The organism is Geomicrobium sp. JCM 19039 (assembly GCF_000698145.1).
In the GTDB taxonomy this organism is placed as follows: Bacteria; Bacillota; Bacilli; order Bacillales; family Marinococcaceae; genus Geomicrobium_A.
This window is the reverse complement of the sequence record NZ_BAXB01000006.1, coordinates 18,134-38,591: the sequence shown is the minus strand read 5'-3', so window position 1 is coordinate 38,591 and position 20,458 is coordinate 18,134. Positions and strand designations below refer to the sequence as shown.

Genomic DNA, 20,458 nt, shown 5'->3' with positions numbered 1-20,458 from the left:
GAGAAGGAGCATAAACTGTGTTTGTACGTGAATTGTCAGTGAGCGGCTATCGGAATCTCGACACACATACTCTTCTCTTTGATGATTCCGTCATCCTTTTTCTCGGTGAAAATGCACAAGGAAAAACGAATATTTTAGAAACCTTATATGTGCTAGGTTTTGCGAAATCTCATCGAACATCTAAAGATCGTGAATTAATTGCTTGGGGGGAAGAGTACGCACGGATCCACGGAACAGTGGAAAAACGTGTCGGACCACTCACACTCGATGTTCAGTTCTCCGGGCAAGGAAAACGCGCAAAAATCAACCATCTTGAACAGCGTCGTCTTAGTGAATACATCGGTGCGTTAAATGTGGTGATGTTTGCTCCTGAAGATTTGAATCTTGTAAAGGGCGGACCAAAGCAACGCAGACGTTTTATTGACATGGAAATTGGGCAGATTAGTAATGTTTACCTTCACGATTTATCCCAGTACCATAAAACGTTGAAACAAAGAAACCAACTGTTAAAAGATTTTTGGCGTTCCAAATCTCCTGATCACGTCATGTTGGATGTGCTTACAGAGCAACTGGCTGCAGTCGCAGCGAAAGTCGTTCATCGCCGATTAGCGTTTATTCGTCAGCTTGAATCTTGGGCAAAAGAGATTCATGAGCAAATTAGCCGAAGCCTTGAACAACTGCAGCTCCAGTACGAAGCATCTGCAGATGTGGATGGCGACTTGAGTTTGACACAATTGCAAGAGGCATATACGAGTCAGTATGTGCAAAAGAAAGATCAAGAGATCCGCAGAGGGCTTAGCCTCGTTGGGCCTCATCGGGAAGATGTTTTAATCTATGTGAACGACCGAGACGTTGGCACATACGGTTCACAAGGCCAACAACGAACTGCGGCCCTATCTTTAAAGCTAGCAGAGATAGAACTGATTACTGAAGCGACCGGGGACCCGCCAATATTGCTATTGGACGATGTGTTGAGTGAGCTTGATGACCACCGGCAATCACATCTCCTGCATGCGATTCAAGGCAAAGTCCAAACATTCGTAACGACGACGAATGTTTCCGGGATTGAACATCGTACGTTGCAACAAGCAAAGAGGTACAACGTGCAAAATGGACGCATTTCTTTGCTTGATTAAATAAACGAACATATACGGATTGTGTAAAAGTGAGGTGGTTGATTTGTTCCTACATCTTGGTGGCTATGCGGTAATTCAATCAAAAGATGTTGTTGCAATCTTGAATTACGACGAAGAAGATACGTCTTTGCATACCGATAATTTTTTGGCTCATGTGCCAAAAGAAGATGTCGTACACATTAGTGAAGAAGGGACAAAGTCGGTTGTCATCACAGATACAAAAGTCTTCTACTCACCCATATCGTCGGTGACATTGAAGCGACGGGCAGTGCAAGGACACGATTCATTGCATGAAGAAGATGATCCCGTCTGATTTTATTTTTTGAGTGGTGTGATCGTTACCGTCATGTGCCAATAGCAACAAAATGACAGGGCATGTCTCTATAGACTTGCCCCCTGAATACCTGACAGAAGCGAAGGTGAATAGATTGTCGATTGAACACTCTTATGATGCTAGTCAAATTCAAGTTCTCGAAGGGCTTGATCCAGTTCGTAAACGACCGGGAATGTATATTGGTTCGACAGGTCCAAGAGGTTTGCATCATCTCGTATGGGAAATCGTTGATAATAGCATCGACGAAGCGATGGCTGGATATGCGGATGAGATTACTATTGTGCTGGAGAAAGATAACAGCATTACTGTGACCGATAATGGCCGTGGGATTCCAGTAGATACGCAAGAAAAAACAGGCCGACCTGCTTTAGAAGTTATAATGACGGTCTTGCATGCGGGCGGAAAATTTGGTGCCGGAGGGTACAAAGTGTCTGGTGGCCTTCACGGGGTAGGCGCGTCTGTTGTAAACGCGTTATCAGAACATCTTGAAGTTCATGTGTACAGAAACGGTCAAATTCATTATCAAGATTACCGGAAAGGCCAACCACAAGGGGACATTTCGGTTATTGGAGAAACGGAGCTCACAGGTACGCGTGTTCATTTCAAACCGGACCCTTCCATTTTTACAGAATCAACCGTTTATGAAGCGGAAATACTGCAAACACGGATTCGAGAACTGGCATTTCTGAACAAAGGGTTAAGCATCATCTTTACCGATGAGCGTGATGAAGAACCGTCTCAGAAGAAGTATTACTATGAAGGCGGGATTCGTTCATTCGTGGAATATGTGAATCGTTCGAAAGAGCCGCTTCATGCTCCGCCGATCTTCATTGAAAGCGAGCAAGACGGCATGAGTGTGGAGATTGCCGTTCAATACAACGACAGTTTTACGAGCAGCATTTACTCGTTTGCCAATAACATCAATACACACGAAGGTGGAACGCATGAGTCAGGGTTTAAAACGGCACTCACCCGTGTGATTAACAATTATGCGAGACAGAACCAACTGTTTAAAGAAAATGATCCGAACCTTGTTGGTGAAGATGTTCGGGAAGGTTTAACAGCAATTATATCTGTCAAAATTCCCGATCCACAATTCGAAGGGCAGACGAAGACGAAGCTTGGAAACAGCGAAGCAAGAACAATTACCGACCAGCAGTTCAGCACATTGTTCTCACGTTTTCTCGCAGAAAACCCGGACACAGCCCGACTCATTGTTGAGAAAGGAATAACTGCTTCAAGAGCGAGAGAAGCAGCGAAAAAAGCACGTGACCTTACCCGCCGAAAAAGTGCACTCGATGTCGGTGCCTTGCCTGGTAAGCTTGCCGACTGCTCCTCAAGGGACGCATCTATTAGTGAACTGTATATCGTTGAGGGTGATTCAGCCGGCGGATCCGCGAAGATGGGACGAGATCGTCATTTTCAAGCGATTCTACCGTTACGAGGGAAGATTCTAAACGTCGAGAAAGCAAGATTAGATAAGATCCTTGCCAACAATGAGATTCGTACGATAATTACGGCGTTAGGAACAGGAATTGCCGATGAATTCGATATCGAAAAAGCAAGGTATCATAAAATTATGCTCATGACCGATGCAGATGTCGACGGTGCACATATTCGTACCCTCATCCTGACGTTTTTCTATCGTTTCATGCGACCACTTATTGAAAAAGGCTACGTGTATATTGCACAACCTCCTTTGTTCCAAATCAAACAAGGGAAAAAGATTGCGTATGTACATTCTGATAAAGAACTTGCAAATACGCTTAGCGAATGGCCAGATACACCAAAGCCTGATGTACAACGGTATAAGGGTCTTGGAGAGATGAACGCAGAACAGTTATGGGAAACAACGATGGACCCAGAAGTACGTACACTTCTTCAAGTGACGTTAGAAGACGCTATGCTTGCGGATCAAGTGTTTGAAACATTGATGGGTGATCGTGTAGAACCACGTCGTGAGTTTATCCAAGAAAATGCGGAATACGTGAAGAACTTGGACGTGTAACGAACATTTCGCAGTGTTCTAAGAAATTGGAGGTAAGAGGATGGCAGACCAAGAATCAAGAATTCATGAAATTAACATTAGCCAAGAGATGCAAACATCATTTCTTGACTATGCAATGAGTGTCATTGTCAGCCGTGCCCTGCCAGATGTTCGTGACGGGATGAAACCCGTTCATCGACGTATTTTGTACGCTATGAATGAACTCGGCATGACGCCAGATAAAGCATACAAGAAGTCAGCAAGAATTGTCGGGGATGTGATTGGTAAGTACCACCCTCACGGTGATTCAGCGGTGTATGAGACGATGGTTCGTATGGCACAAGACTTCAGCTACCGCTATATGCTTGTTGATGGTCACGGAAACTTCGGTTCAGTAGATGGGGACTCTGCTGCAGCCATGCGGTATACCGAGGCGAAAATGTCGAAGATTTCGATGGAACTCGTCCGGGACATTAAAAAAGATACAATTGACTACCAAGATAATTACGACGGGGCTGAACGTGAACCGGTTGTATTACCTGCGAGATTCCCGAATTTGCTCGTGAACGGTGCATCCGGCATCGCGGTTGGGATGGCAACGAACATCCCCCTCACCAGCTTGGAGAAGTCATTGACGGATTGCTCGCTTATAGCCATAACAAAGAGATTACGATTCAAGAACTGATGGACTATATCCCAGGACCAGATTTCCCAACAGCCGGCTTAATTATGGGGCGCAGCGGAATCCGAAAGGCATACCAAACCGGGCGTGGGTCCATTACGTTGCGGGCGAACGTTCATATTGACCAAAAAGCGAACGGCAAAGAAGAAATCATCGTTACTGAACTTCCGTATCAAGTGAACAAAGCACGCCTTGTTGAAAAAATTGCTGAACTTGTTCGTGAGAAGAAGATTGAAGGTATTACGGATTTGCGCGATGAGTCTGCTCGTCAAGGGATGAGAATTGTCATCGAGGTTCGAAAAGACGCCAATGCGAACGTATTGCTAAATAACTTGTACAAGTTAACGGCATTACAAACGACGTTTGGCGTTAACTTGCTTGCGCTTGTAAATGGGCAACCGAAAGTGCTCAACCTCAAACAAACGCTAGAACACTACTTAGACCATCAAGTCGAAGTGATTCGCCGCAGGACGCAATTTGATTTGAACAAAGCGGAAGCACGCGCCCATATTCTTGAAGGTCTTCGAATTGCACTTGACCATATTGATGAGATCATTGCCCTCATTCGTGCTTCTGAAACGGCCGACATTGCGCGTAACGGCTTGATGGAGAACTATGAGTTGTCCCACGAACAAGCACAAGCCATTCTTGATATGCGTTTGCAACGTTTAACCGGTCTTGAGCGAGATAAGATTGAGAATGAGTACGATGAGTTGCTCGCTCGTATTCAAGAGCTACGAGCCATTCTTGCTGACGATGAGAAAGTGCTCGACCTTATTCGCGAAGAATTGCTTGAAGTGAAAGAGCGTTTTAACGACGAACGACGCACAGCGATTCATGCGAGTGAAAATGTGCTTGAAGATGAGGATCTCATTCCACAGCAGAACGTTGTTATCACGGTAACGCATGAAGGATATATTAAACGACTGCCAATTACGACTTACAAAAGTCAGCGTCGTGGCGGACGAGGCATTCAAGGAATGGGAACGAACGACGGGGACTTCGTCGAGCATCTGTTCACGACGAATTCGCACCGCACGATTCTCTCTTTACGAATAAAGGGAAAGTGTATCGTCTCAAAGGCTATGAAATTCCTGACCTTTCGCGAACGGCGAAAGGCATTCCGATCATCAACCTTTTGCAAATTGAAAAAGGCGAAGAAATCAGTACGGTCATTCCGATCGAGGAATTCAGTGATGACAAGTACCTGTTCTTCTTGACGAAAAGAGGGATTTCCAAACGCACGCCACTTTCTGCATACGCGAACATTCGAAAAGGCGGGCTGTTTGCAATTAATCTTCGTGACGATGATGAATTGCACGGTGTACGTCTAACAGATGGTCAAAGTGATGTGATTATCGGCACGCAAAAAGCGATGGCGATTCGTTTCCAAGAAGATGATGTGCGTTCAATGGGCCGGACAGCAGGCGGTGTGAAAGCCATCTCATTAGATCATGATGATCAAGTTGTCGGCATGGACATCGTGAAAGCCGGTCAGAAAGTGCTCATTGTGTCCAATAAGGGTTACGGAAAACGCACAAACGAAGACGAATTCCGCATCCAAAATCGGGGTGGTAAAGGTCTTCGAGCGTCAACGTTGACTGATCGCACTGGACACGTTGTGTCTCTACGAGTCATTGATGATGATTTTGATTTAATGCTGATCACGATTAAAGGGGTGCTCATTCGCATAAAATCGGATGAGATATCTACACTCGGTCGTTATGCACAAGGAGTCACACTGATCCGTGTTAGTGATGACGAAGAAGTTTCTACTGTCGCTCCAATTGAAATCGATGAAGACGAAGACATCGATGGCGAAGAGGAAGAAGCACCGACTGAAGAAGTAGAAAATGCAGAAGAAAATTCAACAGAAGAAGAATAGATTAAAAACGGACGCTCTTATTATTGGAGAGCGTCCGTTTTTTGTTTATTGTTTGCGCTGTTGGGTAGGAAAGGTAGCGCGGTGCTGGGTGCTATTTTGCGCGCTAGTTTACACGTTCTGCGCGCAAGTTTGCCTAGTTAAACGATTTCGGCGCTCATTCCGCTAAACTCCTGCGCAGTTTGTTCCAACTGGAGCGCAGATTCAATGCTGAATTGCCAACGACACGTCGGCCCCAGCAGGGCGGAAGCAAAATCGGACTCGGTTCGGCGCGGCTCGCGCCGATAGCTTGTGAGTACTTCGGGCAGGGGATGTACACGTGACCCGGTAATCTGTTCCTTCGTTTATGAGAATATACCGCTTTTCCTGCGATTTTCCCCAACTTGAGAACCGTTCAGTCGCAACTCGAGCACAGTTTCCACTTTCCAAAGCTTCCCATTGGTTCTTGAAGAAATTCTTTCGTCTAAATTATAAAGATCGAAAAGTCATGATTGATGGTTACCACCTGGCACAAGCGTGTGATGACCTGTCACTTATGTGACCATTCAGCTCAAACCGGGCACTTTCACCCCTCAACGGTCACATATATCGCGATATGTGACCGTTGACTCCGTTTATGTGCGCATCCACGTTTAAAATGATGATTTTTCTTTCCAAAGTGTCGCATAAATGAATATATGGGGCACTTGGACTTCTTTTCACACCCCGTAGTCAGTAGGCAGAAACGTGAACCACCTCGCCCTTATGATCGCGATAGCATAGAAAACACGGTAGGCGTCTTTCGCCCACCGATGTTGCCCTTGTAGTCTGGACTGTAAAGTAGCCACAGCGAGCACAAGCGGAGAGCGCAGTGAGAGGTGATGTCGTACTTATGCTCTGGAGTGTCAAGAAAACACGGGGGCTGTCTTTTAGCCACCGATGTTGCCCTTATAGTCTGGACTGCAACCATACGCTAGCAGTGGGAAGCACCAACTAACGGTGCTAAGATGGAAAAGGTTTCGTTCATTTCATGTAGTATGGCTCACTCAGCTCCATGCGGAAGTAACCGTTTATAATTCAACATATATCGATCAATCACTTATGAGATGTGTGCGCATTTCAATAGCAATCTCCTCACAAATATGAAGTGGGGCGATGCGCAAGTAGTGTTCAATTAGCGGCAAATCAATAGACGAGCGTGATGAAATCAGTTCCCCCCACCATTCGGTTTCATAACGACAAATCATGCTCAAATTATAGAGGATTAGATAATGTACGAACAAAGCCGGAAGATTTCGAGCATCTTTATGTTGGTTCGACAGACGACGATCGTGCTGAAGAATGGCTCTCAAGTCATCGAGCTCTCCGAATAGTTTCCCCATCGTAAATCGTTCGCCATCATTCATTTTCACGTGAAACATTTTGCGGTTAAGAAGTGGAAGCAATCCGTTTTGTTGAATTTTCACCTCATCATCGATAAACCGATAATCTTTTTTCTTACGCTTTCTCGTACTCACACCGTGTTGAAGCACAGAAGTTGTTGACGGATATTCAGGATCATGAAATAAGACAATGGCTTTCATAAATTCGGTAAAACTATAGTAAAGGAGCAGTGGCTGAATATGGACGTCATTCTGACCGGTCGACGCTAAAAGTCGTCGGGCTTGTAGATACCGATGCAAAAACGGTAATGTATTGGCATACGCATATTTTTTGGGGAGTGGATCGCTAAAACCAATGCGCTCGTAATGGCTTTGCAATGCGGGTTGCAAATGGTCGGTCGTCGTAAACGCTTGCAAAGTATCAAGTGGTTCCAATGTGAGCACCCCAATCATTGTTTGAAAGTTAGAACTTCTCTTCCTAGCAATAAAAACGTTGGAAAACGTGATAAAATAGGAAAAATACTATTGCTGTTAAGAATTACTGTCCCCGTTTTGTACAAAATACACGTGTAATCGAAGAAAGGGTGGAGCTTCAATGAGAGAGGATAAGTTTGCAAAAGAAGGATTAACGTTTGACGATGTACTGCTCGTTCCGGCAAGGTCAGAAATTCATCCTAGAAATGTTAATATATCGACGCAGTTGACAAAGAAGCTACCGCTGAATATTCCGATCTTAAGTGCTGGCATGGATACGGTCACTGAGGCTGGAATGGCGATTGCCATGGCACGTGAAGGTGGACTTGGTGTGATTCATAAGAACATGTCGGTGGAAGAACAAGCGGAAATGGTCGACCGTGTGAAACGCTCAGAGAGTGGTGTTATCACCGATCCTTTTTACCTCACAAGAGATCGGCAAGTGTTCGATGCTGAGCATCTCATGGGGAAATATCGCATTTCAGGTGTGCCGATTGTTGATGAACACCAAAAGCTTGTCGGCATCATTACGAATCGGGATTTGCGTTTTATCGAAGACTACGCGATTACGATTGATGAAGTGATGACCCAAGATAATCTCGTGACCGCATCTGTTGGGACTACCTTGAATGAAGCGGAGAAGATTTTACAGAAGTATAAGATCGAAAAATTGCCCCTCGTTGACGATGATATGACATTAAAAGGGTTAATTACGATTAAAGATATAGAAAAAGCAATTGAATTTCCTCATTCAGCGAAAGATAGCCAAGGTCGTCTTCTTGTTGCCGCAGCGGTTGGTGTGTCTAAAGATACTGCAGTCCGCGTGAAAGCGCTGGCTGATGCAGATGTGGATGCACTTGTTATTGATACTGCTCACGGTCATTCCAAAGGTGTTCTCGATCAAGTGGCGGAAATACGCAGTCAGTATCCTGATATTACACTCATTGTCGGGAACGTCGCTACAGCTGAAGGAACAAGAGACTTAATTAAAGCCGGTGCAGACGTTGTAAAAGTCGGTATTGGCCCAGGGTCGATTTGTACAACGCGCGTTGTTGCAGGTGTCGGTGTACCACAAATTACAGCAGTTTATGATTGTGCCCAAGAAGCGGTGAAACATGATGTGCCGATCATTGCTGATGGAGGAATTAAATACTCTGGAGATATTGTAAAGGCTTTAGCAGCGGGTGCAAATGCGGTTATGCTCGGTAGCATGCTTGCCGGAACGACTGAAAGTCCTGGAGAGACGGAGATTTATCAAGGACGTCAGTTTAAAGTTTACCGAGGAATGGGTTCGCTTGGAGCGATGGAGAAAGGAAGCAATGATCGGTATTTCCAAGAAGAAAATAAAAAATTCGTTCCTGAAGGCATTGAAGGTCGAATTGCATATAAAGGACCATTGGCAGATACGCTTTATCAAATGACAGGCGGTATGAGAGCAGGAATGGGTTATTGTGGTACAGACAGCCTGGAACTGTTACGAGAACATGGACAATTTGTGAAGATTACAAATGCATCGTTGAAAGAAAGTCATCCTCACGACGTACAAATTACGAAAGAAGCGCCAAATTATAGCCTTTAATGATTATTTCCCGGGAAATATCCCGGGATTTTTTTTGTCCGAGCTCGCCTATTCTTTCCGATGCATATATGGTAAAATTACGTCTGGACAAGTTCAGTGAACTACACCTCGGAGGTGCTAATTAATCATGAAGAAACTTATAACGAAAACGAAACATACATACATAAGCTTGATTGCTGCTACAGCTTTACTAACAACGATGGCTACCCCAATATCAGCCGAAGCTCAAAGTCCCGAATTGCAAGCAGATGCTTCGATCCTCATTGATATGAATAGCGGGGTCATTCTTCATGGTGATGAGATCGATACACAATTACCGGTAGCAAGTATGTCAAAAATGATGACCGAATACTTGGTGAACCGTGCAATTGATGCAGGGGAATTGTCTTGGGATGATGAAGTATCGGTTACAGATGAAATTGCGTTATTATCGCAAGATACAGCACTTTCGAATGTATTTTTACGCACGGATGTGACGTATACAATTGAAGAACTGTATGAATCGATGGCAATTTATTCAGCTAATGGCGCAACAATCGCACTTGCAGAAGCAGTATCTGGCAGCGAAGCGGCCTTCGTTGACCTAATGAATGAAACAGCAAGTGAATTAGGGTTGGATGATACCGTATTTGTGAACTCTACAGGGTTGAACAATGCCAGTATGCAAGGTTTCCATCCTGAAGGCACGGATGAAAATGCAGAAAACGAAATGTCAGCTCGAGATACTGCGACATTAGCGTACCGCCTTATTACCGAATACCCTGAGATTTTAGATACAGCGAGCATTCCGCAAATGCAATTTCGTGAAGGAACAAACGATGAAATTACGATGCTGAATTGGAATCGGATGTTACCAGGCCTTGGGCAAGAGTATGACGGTGTTGACGGTCTGAAGACAGGCTCGACTTCTCGGGCTGGAAGTGCGTTTACAGGAACGGTTGAGCAAGATGGCACGCGTTTGTTATCGGTTGTCATGAGAACGGAAAGTCATGAAGAACGTTTTAACCAAACAGCAACGCTTTACGATTATGGCTTTGAAGAGTTTGTTGAGACGGAAATGATTGCTGAAGGTGATCAAGATCCTGAACATATGATGCTTGAAGTCCCGAATGGTCAGGAGCAAGAGGTGGCAATTGCAGCGGGTGAACAGCTTGTGCTCCCAATTCAAGAAGGTGAAGAAGAACTATATGAAGTTTCTTTTACGCTTGATCCGGATGCGCTAAATGAAGATGGAACGATTGATGCACCGATTGAAGCCGGGCAAACGGTCGGTTATGCCATGGTCGAGTACCAAGGTGAAGGTGAATACGAATTTCTTACAAATGCCCATGAACAGCGGCAAACTGTACCTGTTGTCATTCAAGAAAATGTGGATCGTTCAAATTGGTTTGTTCTTTCTATGAGAGGAATCGGGGACTTTTTCTCTGGACTTTGGAGTCGAACGACGGAGACAATTGGTGGCTGGTTCTCTTAATTTTGATTTCGTGGTATACTCTTTATCATATTGTGTGATACTATAAGCTAAAGCATTGAGAGACAATAGTAACTTCGACGATTTCTCAGAGAGTCGGCGGTTGGTGAAAGCCGGTAAGTTGATTGAAGTGAATCCAGTCTTGAGTGAGAAATGGAAACCATTAAGGCGTAATTTTCTCCGTTGTCCAGCGTTAATGGAGTTGAGCGGATCAGTAGCTAAACGTAATCTATTAGCGCTGATAATGAGGGTGGCATCGCGGTGTTCAATCGTCCCTGTATATAATATACAGGGGCGTTTTTTTATTTATTTTAGGAGGGAAACATCATGTTAGATATGAAGTACATTCGGCAAAATACCGAAGAAGTGAAAGCGAATGTCCAGTCACAAGGAGTGGACCCAAGAGAAATTGATGAAGCCATTCGTTATGACGAAGAACGAAGAGCATTGATCGTTAAAACAGAGGAGCAAAAGCAAAAGCGTAACGAAATTAGTAAACAAGTAGCTGAAAGAAAACGGGCAAAAGAGAACGCCGATGATCTTATTCAAGCTACAAAAGACGTTTCACAGGCGATGAAGGATTATGATGAACAATTACGCGCGATAGAGTCGAAGCTGCAAACACTTCTGCTTAACATTCCGAATCTCGTACACAAGACCGTGCCTTTCGGCGAGAGCGAAGAAGAAAACATCGAAATAAAAACGTGGGGAACGCCGACGAGTTTCGAATTCGAACCAAAAGCACATTGGGACCTCGCTACACAACTAGATATTATTGACTTTGAACGAGCGGCGAAAACGACGGGGAGTCGCTTTGCCTTTTACAAACGCAACGGTGCACGCCTTGAGCGCGCGCTAATGCAATGGATGATGGATACGCATGCCGACGAGCATGGGTATACAGAAACGATCCCCCCCAAATTGTTCATGAGGATAGTATGGTTGGTTCTGGTCAATTGCCGAAATTCGAAGAAGACGCATTTCGTATTGAAGGAGAGCCCTACTACTTGATCCCAACTGCAGAAGTGCCTGTGGTGAACTTGCATCGAAACGAAATGTTAACCGGCGATGACCTCGATCTCAAATATGTCGCGTACAGCGCATGTTTTAGAGCTGAAGCAGGTTCTGCAGGAAGAGATACACGGGGCATTATTCGTCAGCATCAATTTAGTAAAGTCGAACTCATTATGTATACGAAGCCGGAACATTCTTATGAGGCGCTTACGAATCTCACAGGACATGCAGAACGTATTTTACAAGATTTAGAACTGCCTTATCGCATCCTTGACCTTTGCACAGGTGATATTGGTTTTACAGCGGCAAAAACGTATGATCTAGAAGTTTGGTTGCCGAGCTATAACACGTATAAAGAAATATCTTCTTGCAGTAACTGTGAAGACTATCAAGCTCGTCGTGCGAACATTAAATTCAAAAGAGATGCTAAATCTCAAGCGGAATTTGTGCACACATTAAATGGCTCAGGGCTTGCAGTAGGACGTACGATCGCAGCAATTATTGAGAACTATCAACAAGCGGATGGAACTGTCCGTGTTCCAGATGTACTCGTTCCGTACATGGGTGGAAAAAAAGTATTGTAAATAAAAGTAGCACCACACTCATTCTATAGTGGTGCTACTTTATATCTAATCCAAAACAAAAAGTTTGGAATTTTTTGTTGCAATGTCCTATAGACATGATTATAATAAACTCATTCAAATTCAGAAAAAGGAGAATTGTTCTTCGTATCGTTTAAGGTGAATTTTCAGTATTGTCAGATAGAGGTGAAATCATGGCTGATGATGTGCTATTAGAAGTGAATCAGTTAAAGACGTATTTTTACATGGGTGGCAATGTTGCTAAAGCGGTAGATGGTGTAGACTTTACGATCAAGAAAGGGAAAACACTCGCGATCGTTGGGGAGTCAGGTAGTGGGAAGAGTATGACGTCGTTATCCATCATGCAACTTGTGCCAGGTCCAACTGGAAAGATTGTTGATGGGGCTGTGAAACTCTCGGGCAAAGACTTGCTCAAATTAAGTGATAAGCAAATGGAGAAAGTACGTGGCAATGAAATTGGCATGGTTTTTCAAGAGCCGATGACCAGTTTGAACCCCGTGTTCACTGTTGGAACACAAATCAAAGAACCGTTAATGAAACACCGAGGATTGTCAAAGAGTCAAGCATTTCAAAAAGGGGTTGAGTTACTCAAGCTCGTCGGGTTCCCAAGAGCTGAAGATACGATGAAAGAGTTTCCACATCAGTTATCCGGGGGAATGAGGCAACGGGTAATGATTGCAATTGCCATGAGTTGTGACCCTAAACTGCTGATTGCAGACGAACCGACAACTGCACTTGATGTAACCATTCAAGCGCAAATATTAGACCTAATGAAAAAAGTGCAAAAAGAATTCGATTCATCCATTTTACTCATTACTCACGATCTTGGTGTTGTGGCAGAGATGGCCGATGACATTATCGTTATGTACGGAGGACAAGTGGTTGAACAAGCGACGAGAAGGCAGTTGTTAAAAACGCCAAAGCACCCGTATACGGTTGGTTGTTGGAAAGTATGCCTAGCCTAACTTCTAATAAAGAGCGGTTAACATCGATTCGTGGCAGTGTACCACCGGCACATAGTTTTCCAGAAGGATGTCGATTCGCACCACGGTGCGACTTCGCGACTGAGAATTGTACGAAAGACATTCCTGAGCTCGTCAACAATGAAAATGAACATTTGGTTCGGTGCATCCTGTATGCCGAGCAAGGGGGACAACGGTATGACGATGTCACAACCAGTCAAAGAGCCTAACGAAAAAAAAGAAATCCTTAGAGTTCAGAATCTTAAGAAATACTTTCCGATCAAAGGCGGGGTGTTAAAACGAACCGTCGGTCATGTCAAGGCTGTAGATGACGTTTCCTTACATATTTTTGAAGGCGAAACTTTGGGGATTGTCGGGGAGTCCGGCTCAGGGAAATCAACATTAGGTCGAATGATGATGCGTCTGTTAGATCCGACCGAAGGACAGATTACGTTTAATGGCGTTGATATTTCTACCATTCGACAATCGAAGATTCGCCCGCTCCGTAAAGATATGCAGATGATCTTTCAAGATCCGTACGCTTCGCTCAATCCGAGGATGAGTGTTGGGGAAATTATTGAAGAACCCATGCTTATCCAAAAAACGGGATCATCAAAAGAACGGCAAGAAAATGTAATCAGTTTACTAGAAAGAGTCGGTTTACAACAGGAAGCAAGATATAAATACCCGCATGAGTTTTCTGGGGGACAACGCCAACGGATCGGTATTGCTCGTGCACTGTCAACACGGCCAAAGGTGATTATCGGTGATGAGCCTGTCAGTGCACTTGACGTATCGGTCCAATCACAAGTATTGAACCTGATGGAAGACTTGCAGAATGATTTTCAACTTACGTATTTGTTCATTGCCCATGACTTGAGCGTCGTTAAGCATATTAGCGACCGCGTGGCCGTGATGTATTTAGGACGACTGGCAGAAGTAGCACCGAAAGACGACTTGTACGCCAATCCATTACATCCGTATACACAGGCGTTGATCTCAGCTGTGCCAACGACAGATATTGATGAAAAACGGGAACGAATTATATTGCAAGGGGATTTGCCGAGCCCAGCCAATCCGCCTAGTGGGTGTCCATTCCACACACGTTGTCCAGAGGCGCATGAACGCTGTACGTTGGAGCGTCCGGAAATGACAAAGATGGGAGAAGAACATTACGTTGCTTGTCACTTGTATACACAAAGTTAACATTTAGATCCGTTTAGGGGGTGGTGTACCGAAAGCATGGATGGATTGAATGTTTTGCCTAGTGCAGATTAACTAAGGGGGATATGATATCGTGAATTTAAAAAAATGGTGGAGTTTCTTATTAGCACTTACATTCTCAGTGCTACTGTTAGCAGCATGTAACGGGGGCGATGATGAGACAGGCACAGACCCAGAAGAACCTGCAGATGACAACGGGGAAGAGCCTGCAGATGATGAAAATGGTGATGACGATGGTGACGACGACACAGCTGGAGAAGCAAGTGAAGGCGGAAATGTAAACATTGCCTTCTTCTCACCTCCTGAGCATCAGTTTAACCCGATTTATTATACGTCTACTTATGATGCAAACGTCATGGACTTTATTTTTGAAGCATTATTTAGAACGGATGATGAGTTGTTATTGCAACCGCATTTGGCAGAAAGTTATGAACTAAATGATGATCAAACGGAAATGACGATTACATTAAACGAAGGCATTACTTGGCATGATGGGGAAGCATTTACAGCTGACGATGTCGTATTTACGTACGAAATGATTTCTCATCCGGAATATACGGGTGTGCGTGGAACGTATGCAGATAAACTCGTAGGGTATGAAGATTTTCGTGCTGGCGAATCGGAAGAATTTGAAGGTGTCGTTGCAGAAGATGATCAAACCGTTATATTCCGATGGGAAGAGTCAAGCGTAACACCGGAATTTAATGCAAGTTTCCCGATTATTCCTGAGCACATTTTTGGCGCGGTTGAACCTGGTGAAATTGAGAGTCATGAAAGCTCCATTGCAACGGGTGAAGTTGTTGGAACTGGACCGTTCATGCTCGGAGACTTCGTCGAAGGGGATCAGTACGTGTTGAATGCAAATGAAGATTATTGGAATGGTGCACCTAATTTGGATACGGTAACATTGCAAGTTCGTGACCAAGCTGTTATTACCGGTCTTCTCGAGTCTGGCGATGTGGACATGGTTATCCAACCGGATGGTATTGTGCCAAGTGATGTCGCTTCTGTTGAACAGATGGACAATGTGACTTTGTATCAACCCCAAGACTTAGGGTATCAATATATGGGCTTCAAAATCGGTTATCGCCCATCGGAAGATGTTGAAGCTGGTGTGATTGATACGGATAATTTTATTGAGAATGAAAAGCTAAGTGATGTTCGTGTTCGTCAAGCGATCGTTCATGCTTTAGATCGTGAAGCGATGGTTGGTGGTGAAGACGGTGAAGGTGGCCTTCTTCAAGGGTCAGGTCAAGTGCTTCATGCTCCGTTCCCAGAAGCATCGTGGGCGTTCGATGAAAATGCTGACATCGGTCTAGAGTACGATACAGACCGTGCAATGGAACTATTAGCTGAGGCGGGTTATGAAGATACGAATGGTGATGGTTTTGTTGAAGATCCAAATGGTGAAGAGTACGTACTCACATTGGCTTATCCAACAGGGAATGAACCACGAGAAAATGCCGCAATTGTTATTGAACAACAACTAGCTGAAGTAGGTATCAATGTGAACGTCGATACACCAAGAGAGTTTCCAGCTCACTCTGAGATTGTGGAAAATGATGACCAGAGTATTGATATGTACTTGATGGGTTGGGGCCTTGCATCAGGCGACCCAGACCCTGGAGGGATTTTCACGTCACACGTTCCTTACAACTACACGCGTTGGGTAGATGAAACGAGTGATGAAATGATTCAACGTGGACTTTCTGCACCGGATGCTTTTGAGCAAGAGTACCGGGAGGAAGTATATAGCGAGTGGGCAGAATATGTGTCCGAGCAAGTGCCTTACGCATTCTTATGGTCAATGATTAATAACTGGGCTGCAACAGATCGTGTTGGTGGAATTACAGAAGATCCAGTAACGATGCTAAAAGATCCACATCTGTGGTACGTCCAAGAATAGACGAGAAACACCAGCAAAAGGCGTGTGGTGTGCAGAGCCACCACACGCCTTTTCTCATCATTGGCTTATAAGGAGGTCCAATGTACTATGGCAAAGTATATTTTGCGGCGCTTACTCATCTTTATTCCGATGCTCTTCATCGTAACGATTGTAGTATTTACTCTTGCTACATTAGCACCAGGAGACCCATTAACAGGTCAACAACTTGACCCTACAATTGATCCAGCAGCGCTGGAAGAACGAAGAGAAGCACTCGGATTAAATGACCCACCGCCTGTGCAATACATAAATTGGTTGAGTGAAGTAGCGACAGGGAACTTAGGGGATTCACTGTACTTTAGTGGACGAACCGTCCAAGATTTAATTTGGTCTCGTCTCCCGAATACGGTATATCTTGCGGTTTTCTCTCTATTTATTACGCTAGTCATCGGACTGCCGCTCGGTATATATGCGGCTCGAAAGCAATACACTGCAGCAGATTACTTTGTAACAACATTTGGTTTCTTTGGACTTGCTGTTCCGAACTTCTTCTTCGCTTTATTAGCCGTTTACTTTTTCTCTTTTCAACTTGGCTGGTTTCCAGCGCAAGGTACACAGAGCAGTGCATCCATCAGTGGTCTGGCAGAATTTTTGGATCGATTGCATCACCTTATCTTGCCCGGTCTCACACTTGGACTTGCAAGTGTTGCCATCTACATGCGCTACATTCGATCGGAGATGCTTGATGTGTTGAGCAGTGATTTCGTCCGGACTGCACGTGCAAAAGGAATGACAAAAGGGACTGTCGTGTACAAGCATACGCTTCGAAACGCAACGATTCCAATTATAACTCTTCTCGGTTTTGAATTTGGAACACTTGTAAGCGGAGCCGTTGTTACCGAAGCGGTCTTTAATTTTCCAGGCATTGGTCAACTGTTCCTAACAGGCATTCAAAATCGTGATTTTCCGTTAATTATGGGCATTAACTTACTCATTGGTGTCACAATACTTGTTGGGAATCTGTTAGCCGATATTATGTATGCAGTTGTTGATCCGAGAATTCGTTATGATTGAGGTGGTAGTTGATGAGCGGACCAAGTCCAGGTAGCACAAAGCAAGTAAACACCGAGCCACCAATGCCAGAAGCGAAAGAACAAAAGAAAAGCTATAGTCCGACAAAATTAATCGTGAAACGATTTTTCGCAAATAAATTGGCAGTAGCCGGTGTATTTATGTTTTTACTTGTCGTCATTTTTTCTTTCTCAGCTCCTTTGTTTGTCGAACATGATCCAGCGCAAACAAACCCATTAAATACGTATGCAGAGCCGAGCGCCGATCATTGGCTCGGAACGAACAGCTCAGGTCAAGACAATTTTGCTCGCCTTGTGTATGGAGGACAAATTTCCTTACAAGTCGGCGTGTTTATCATGCTCATTGTATCTGTGATAGGTGTTGTTCTCGGTAGTATTTCTGGGTATTTCGGTGGTTGGATAGATAGCATTATTATGAGAGTTACTGATTTGTTTTTAATCTTTCCGTTTCTATTGCTCGTTCTGACCGTCGTTACAATCTTACAAAATGTGAATGTTGCGATTCTGGTCATCACCCTCGGGCTCATCGTCTGGCCAAACATTACGAGGATTCTGAGGGGAACATATCTCACGTTACGTGAAAGAGAGTTTATATATAGTGCAAGAGCGGCAGGCGCGACCGATCTACGCATTATCATGAAACACATGATTCCAAATGCGATCGGTCCGATCATTGTAAATGCAACAATCATTATGGCGCAGATGATTATCTTAGAGTCTGCACTAAGTTTTATCGGTTTTGGGATCCCTGCTCCGACGCCGTCTTGGGGGGCGATGCTGAACGAAGCAAGAAGTTTAAATATCCTTACGGGCATGCCGTGGGCATGGATGCCACCAGGCATCATGATCGTTATTACGGTATTATCAATTAACTTTATTGGCGACGGTTTACGAGATGCTTTTGATCCGAAAAGCAGCAGAAAATAAATACCCGCTTATAGGAAGGAACGACGTGCATGAGAATATTTCTTCTGCAACAACTCTTTCTGTGGGTATGTATGGTCGTGGTAGTTGTGCTTATTGCCTTTCTGCCACGAGACCTCGTGTTTGTTTCCGAAGAATACGAAACGTATGGAATTGCGACGATGAATATGCAACTCTACGGGGAGAGGCTCTCTGAATATGTCGCCATGATTGGGGCGGGATCGTTAGGAGAGAATCGATACGGGACGAGTGTACTCGTGGATTTACACCTGTATGCGAGCCGTAGCTTGCAACTCATAGGAATCGCTTCGATTATCGCTATTTTTATAGGAACAGCAAAAGCGTATTTTGACACACGGTATAAAGGAATCTTTGCTCGTTCAAGTCGAAAAATTGGACAAGGCATGCAGGCATTGCCCGATTTTTTCATCATTATTGTCGTGCAAATGGTCGTCTTGTGGCTATTTCGACAAGGGTTCCCGCAATTTTCATTGTATGGAAATGAGGATCTGTCTTCGTTCTTGTTTGCTGCGGTTTTGTTGTCACTATTTCCTTCTATGTATTTTGCGAACATTGTCGCTTCAACACTTGAAAGCGAAGAAGGTTCCTTCTATTTAATAGCAGCCAAAGGACGAGGAGTTAAAAAAAGCGTATTGTTAATCAAACATCAGTTAGCAAATGCCCTACCGTCGATTATTCAACAGATTCCGATTATGTTTATGTACTTACTTTCTAACTTATTAATGGTAGAATTTCTCACGTCATTCCGAGGGGCAATGTATAGGACCTATCAGGCAATGGGATTTCAAGAGACGAGCTTGGAAAGTTTACCTAACCAATTTTACATTGAAGAACCTGTAATTGTCGTCTATTTGACATTCTTTATTTCTTTAGGTTTTCTTGTCAACATCGGTAGTCGAGTTATGACGGAAATTGTGACGAGGAGGAGATTATCGTGAAGAACCTTCCTGCCTCACTGACCATTTCAGTGTCTGCCCTTGTGATGCTCGTTGCTTTTTTATTTGTCGGTCCCCTCATCTATTCATCGCCAGAAGACCAAGATGGGGTGATGATAATGAATGATGGCTCGATTAGAACGGCTCCGTTCCCTCCAGGCGAAGATTTTTTACTCGGGTCGGACGCTGCGGGTAATGATTTATTCGGACAACTGATGAGTGCGGGTCAAGGAACGTTATTACTCGTGTTGATGATTGTCGCTATTCGGTTTGTTCTTGCCGTACCGCTCGCTTACTTCGGAAGGAAACAAAAGGGCATCTTTCATCAAGGAATCCATCTTCTTAATCAATTGTTCTCGTTTATGCCGTTACTCATTGGAATGATTTTTTTTATGACCATTCCGTTTGTCATTTCCTCTGAATACCGAATGTTTCTTGTGTTTATTGGAATTGTACTATTTGAACTTGGCAGGACAGCAGTTACAGTTCAAGAGAGCTTTCATCAAGTTCGTCAGAAATCCTTTATGGAGGCACCTGCAATGATTGGCAGCAGCCGTTGGACAGTTTGGCGAAAATATTATTGGCGTCATATTCGAGGTCCACTTATCGTGTTGTTCTGCTTAGATATTAGTAAAATGATGATGTTACTCGGACAACTTGGGTTTTTCGCGATGTTCATATCAATGACGTTCGCTGTTAATGACTTAGGTGAGCCAATCGCGATCAATGCATTTGAAACGTGGCCAACACTGCTTTCAAACGCTCGTACACATATTCCTAATGAAATGTGGGTCATTTTTTGGCCATCGTTAGCCATTGCTGTTACTTCATTAATCTTTTTCTCAATCGGTAATGCTTTAAAGACCATGCAGCAAACGACGAGTTGATTATGAA

13 protein-coding genes, 4 pseudogenes and 1 other annotated feature are annotated in these 20,458 nt (G+C 44.1%); of the genes and pseudogenes, 16 read left to right on the top strand and 1 reads right to left on the bottom strand.

Annotated features, from left to right (window positions below):
• The first annotated feature begins 17 nt into the window (after positions 1–17).
• From recF to JCM19039_RS27865, 6 genes and pseudogenes are all read left to right on the top strand, one after another.
• Positions 18–1,136, top strand: coding sequence for a DNA replication/repair protein RecF (recF, locus tag JCM19039_RS07765; protein WP_042425703.1), 1,119 nt, complete (start codon positions 18–20; stop codon positions 1,134–1,136).
• A 43-nt stretch (positions 1,137–1,179) separates the two neighbouring features.
• Positions 1,180–1,449, top strand: a complete 270-nt coding sequence (gene remB / locus JCM19039_RS07760; protein WP_042402273.1) for an extracellular matrix regulator RemB — start codon at positions 1,180–1,182, stop codon at positions 1,447–1,449.
• A 52-nt stretch (positions 1,450–1,501) separates the two neighbouring features.
• Positions 1,502–3,478: a DNA topoisomerase (ATP-hydrolyzing) subunit B gene (gene gyrB / locus JCM19039_RS07755; protein WP_081834395.1), complete on the top strand. Its 1,977-nt coding sequence runs from the start codon at positions 1,502–1,504 to the stop codon at positions 3,476–3,478.
• 40 nt (positions 3,479–3,518) lie between these two features.
• Positions 3,519–5,107: pseudogene (gene gyrA, locus JCM19039_RS27875) on the top strand (DNA gyrase subunit A); the annotation flags it as partial.
• A gap of 98 nt (positions 5,108–5,205) precedes the next feature.
• Positions 5,206–5,262, top strand: a pseudogene (locus JCM19039_RS27870) (hypothetical protein); the annotation flags it as partial.
• Between the two features lie 15 nt (positions 5,263–5,277).
• Positions 5,278–6,024 carry a DNA gyrase C-terminal beta-propeller domain-containing protein gene (locus tag JCM19039_RS27865; RefSeq protein ID WP_373975304.1) on the top strand — a complete coding sequence of 249 codons (747 nt, stop codon included), beginning with the start codon at positions 5,278–5,280 and terminating at the stop codon, positions 6,022–6,024.
• A 1,067-nt stretch (positions 6,025–7,091) separates the two neighbouring features.
• On the opposite strand, the gene JCM19039_RS07745 is transcribed toward JCM19039_RS27865, so the two are convergent.
• Positions 7,092–7,817, bottom strand: coding sequence for a YaaC family protein (locus JCM19039_RS07745; protein ID WP_193744174.1), 726 nt, complete (start codon positions 7,815–7,817; stop codon positions 7,092–7,094).
• 160 nt (positions 7,818–7,977) lie between these two features.
• Here JCM19039_RS07745 and guaB point away from each other — a divergent pair, with 160 nt between their 5' ends.
• The 10 genes and pseudogenes from guaB (at position 7,978) to JCM19039_RS07695 (ending at position 20,451) form a co-directional block, all read left to right on the top strand.
• Positions 7,978–9,435, top strand: a complete 1,458-nt coding sequence (guaB, locus tag JCM19039_RS07740; protein WP_042425698.1) for an IMP dehydrogenase — start codon at positions 7,978–7,980, stop codon at positions 9,433–9,435.
• Positions 9,436–9,562: 127 nt separating this feature from the next.
• Positions 9,563–10,909: a D-alanyl-D-alanine carboxypeptidase family protein gene (locus JCM19039_RS07735; protein WP_042425695.1), complete on the top strand. Its 1,347-nt coding sequence runs from the start codon at positions 9,563–9,565 to the stop codon at positions 10,907–10,909.
• A 46-nt stretch (positions 10,910–10,955) separates the two neighbouring features.
• Positions 10,956–11,186, top strand: a binding site (T-box leader).
• A gap of 47 nt (positions 11,187–11,233) precedes the next feature.
• Positions 11,234–12,504 (top strand): annotated as a pseudogene (gene serS / locus JCM19039_RS07730) (serine--tRNA ligase).
• Positions 12,505–12,695: 191 nt separating this feature from the next.
• A pseudogene (locus JCM19039_RS07725) lies at positions 12,696–13,714 on the top strand (ABC transporter ATP-binding protein).
• Positions 13,689–14,690 carry an ABC transporter ATP-binding protein gene (locus tag JCM19039_RS07720; protein ID WP_042402319.1) on the top strand — a complete coding sequence of 334 codons (1,002 nt, stop codon included), beginning with the start codon at positions 13,689–13,691 and terminating at the stop codon, positions 14,688–14,690. The pseudogene JCM19039_RS07725 and the gene JCM19039_RS07720 overlap by 26 nt, the downstream one beginning before the upstream one ends.
• 91 nt (positions 14,691–14,781) lie before the next feature.
• Positions 14,782–16,614, top strand: a complete 1,833-nt coding sequence (locus tag JCM19039_RS07715) for an ABC transporter substrate-binding protein (protein WP_042425692.1) — start codon at positions 14,782–14,784, stop codon at positions 16,612–16,614.
• Positions 16,615–16,701: 87 nt separating this feature from the next.
• Positions 16,702–17,667, top strand: coding sequence for an ABC transporter permease (locus tag JCM19039_RS07710; protein ID WP_042425689.1), 966 nt, complete (start codon positions 16,702–16,704; stop codon positions 17,665–17,667).
• Positions 17,668–17,678: 11 nt separating this feature from the next.
• Entirely contained in the window at positions 17,679–18,611 is a 933-nt protein-coding gene (gene opp4C, locus JCM19039_RS07705; protein WP_081834394.1) for an oligopeptide ABC transporter permease, read from the top strand.
• A 71-nt stretch (positions 18,612–18,682) separates the two neighbouring features.
• Entirely contained in the window at positions 18,683–19,567 is an 885-nt protein-coding gene (locus JCM19039_RS07700; RefSeq protein ID WP_193744173.1) for an ABC transporter permease subunit, read from the top strand.
• Entirely contained in the window at positions 19,564–20,451 is an 888-nt protein-coding gene (locus JCM19039_RS07695; protein ID WP_042425684.1) for an ABC transporter permease subunit, read from the top strand. Before JCM19039_RS07700 ends, JCM19039_RS07695 begins: the two co-directional genes overlap by 4 nt.
• Positions 20,452–20,458 lie beyond the last annotated feature (7 nt).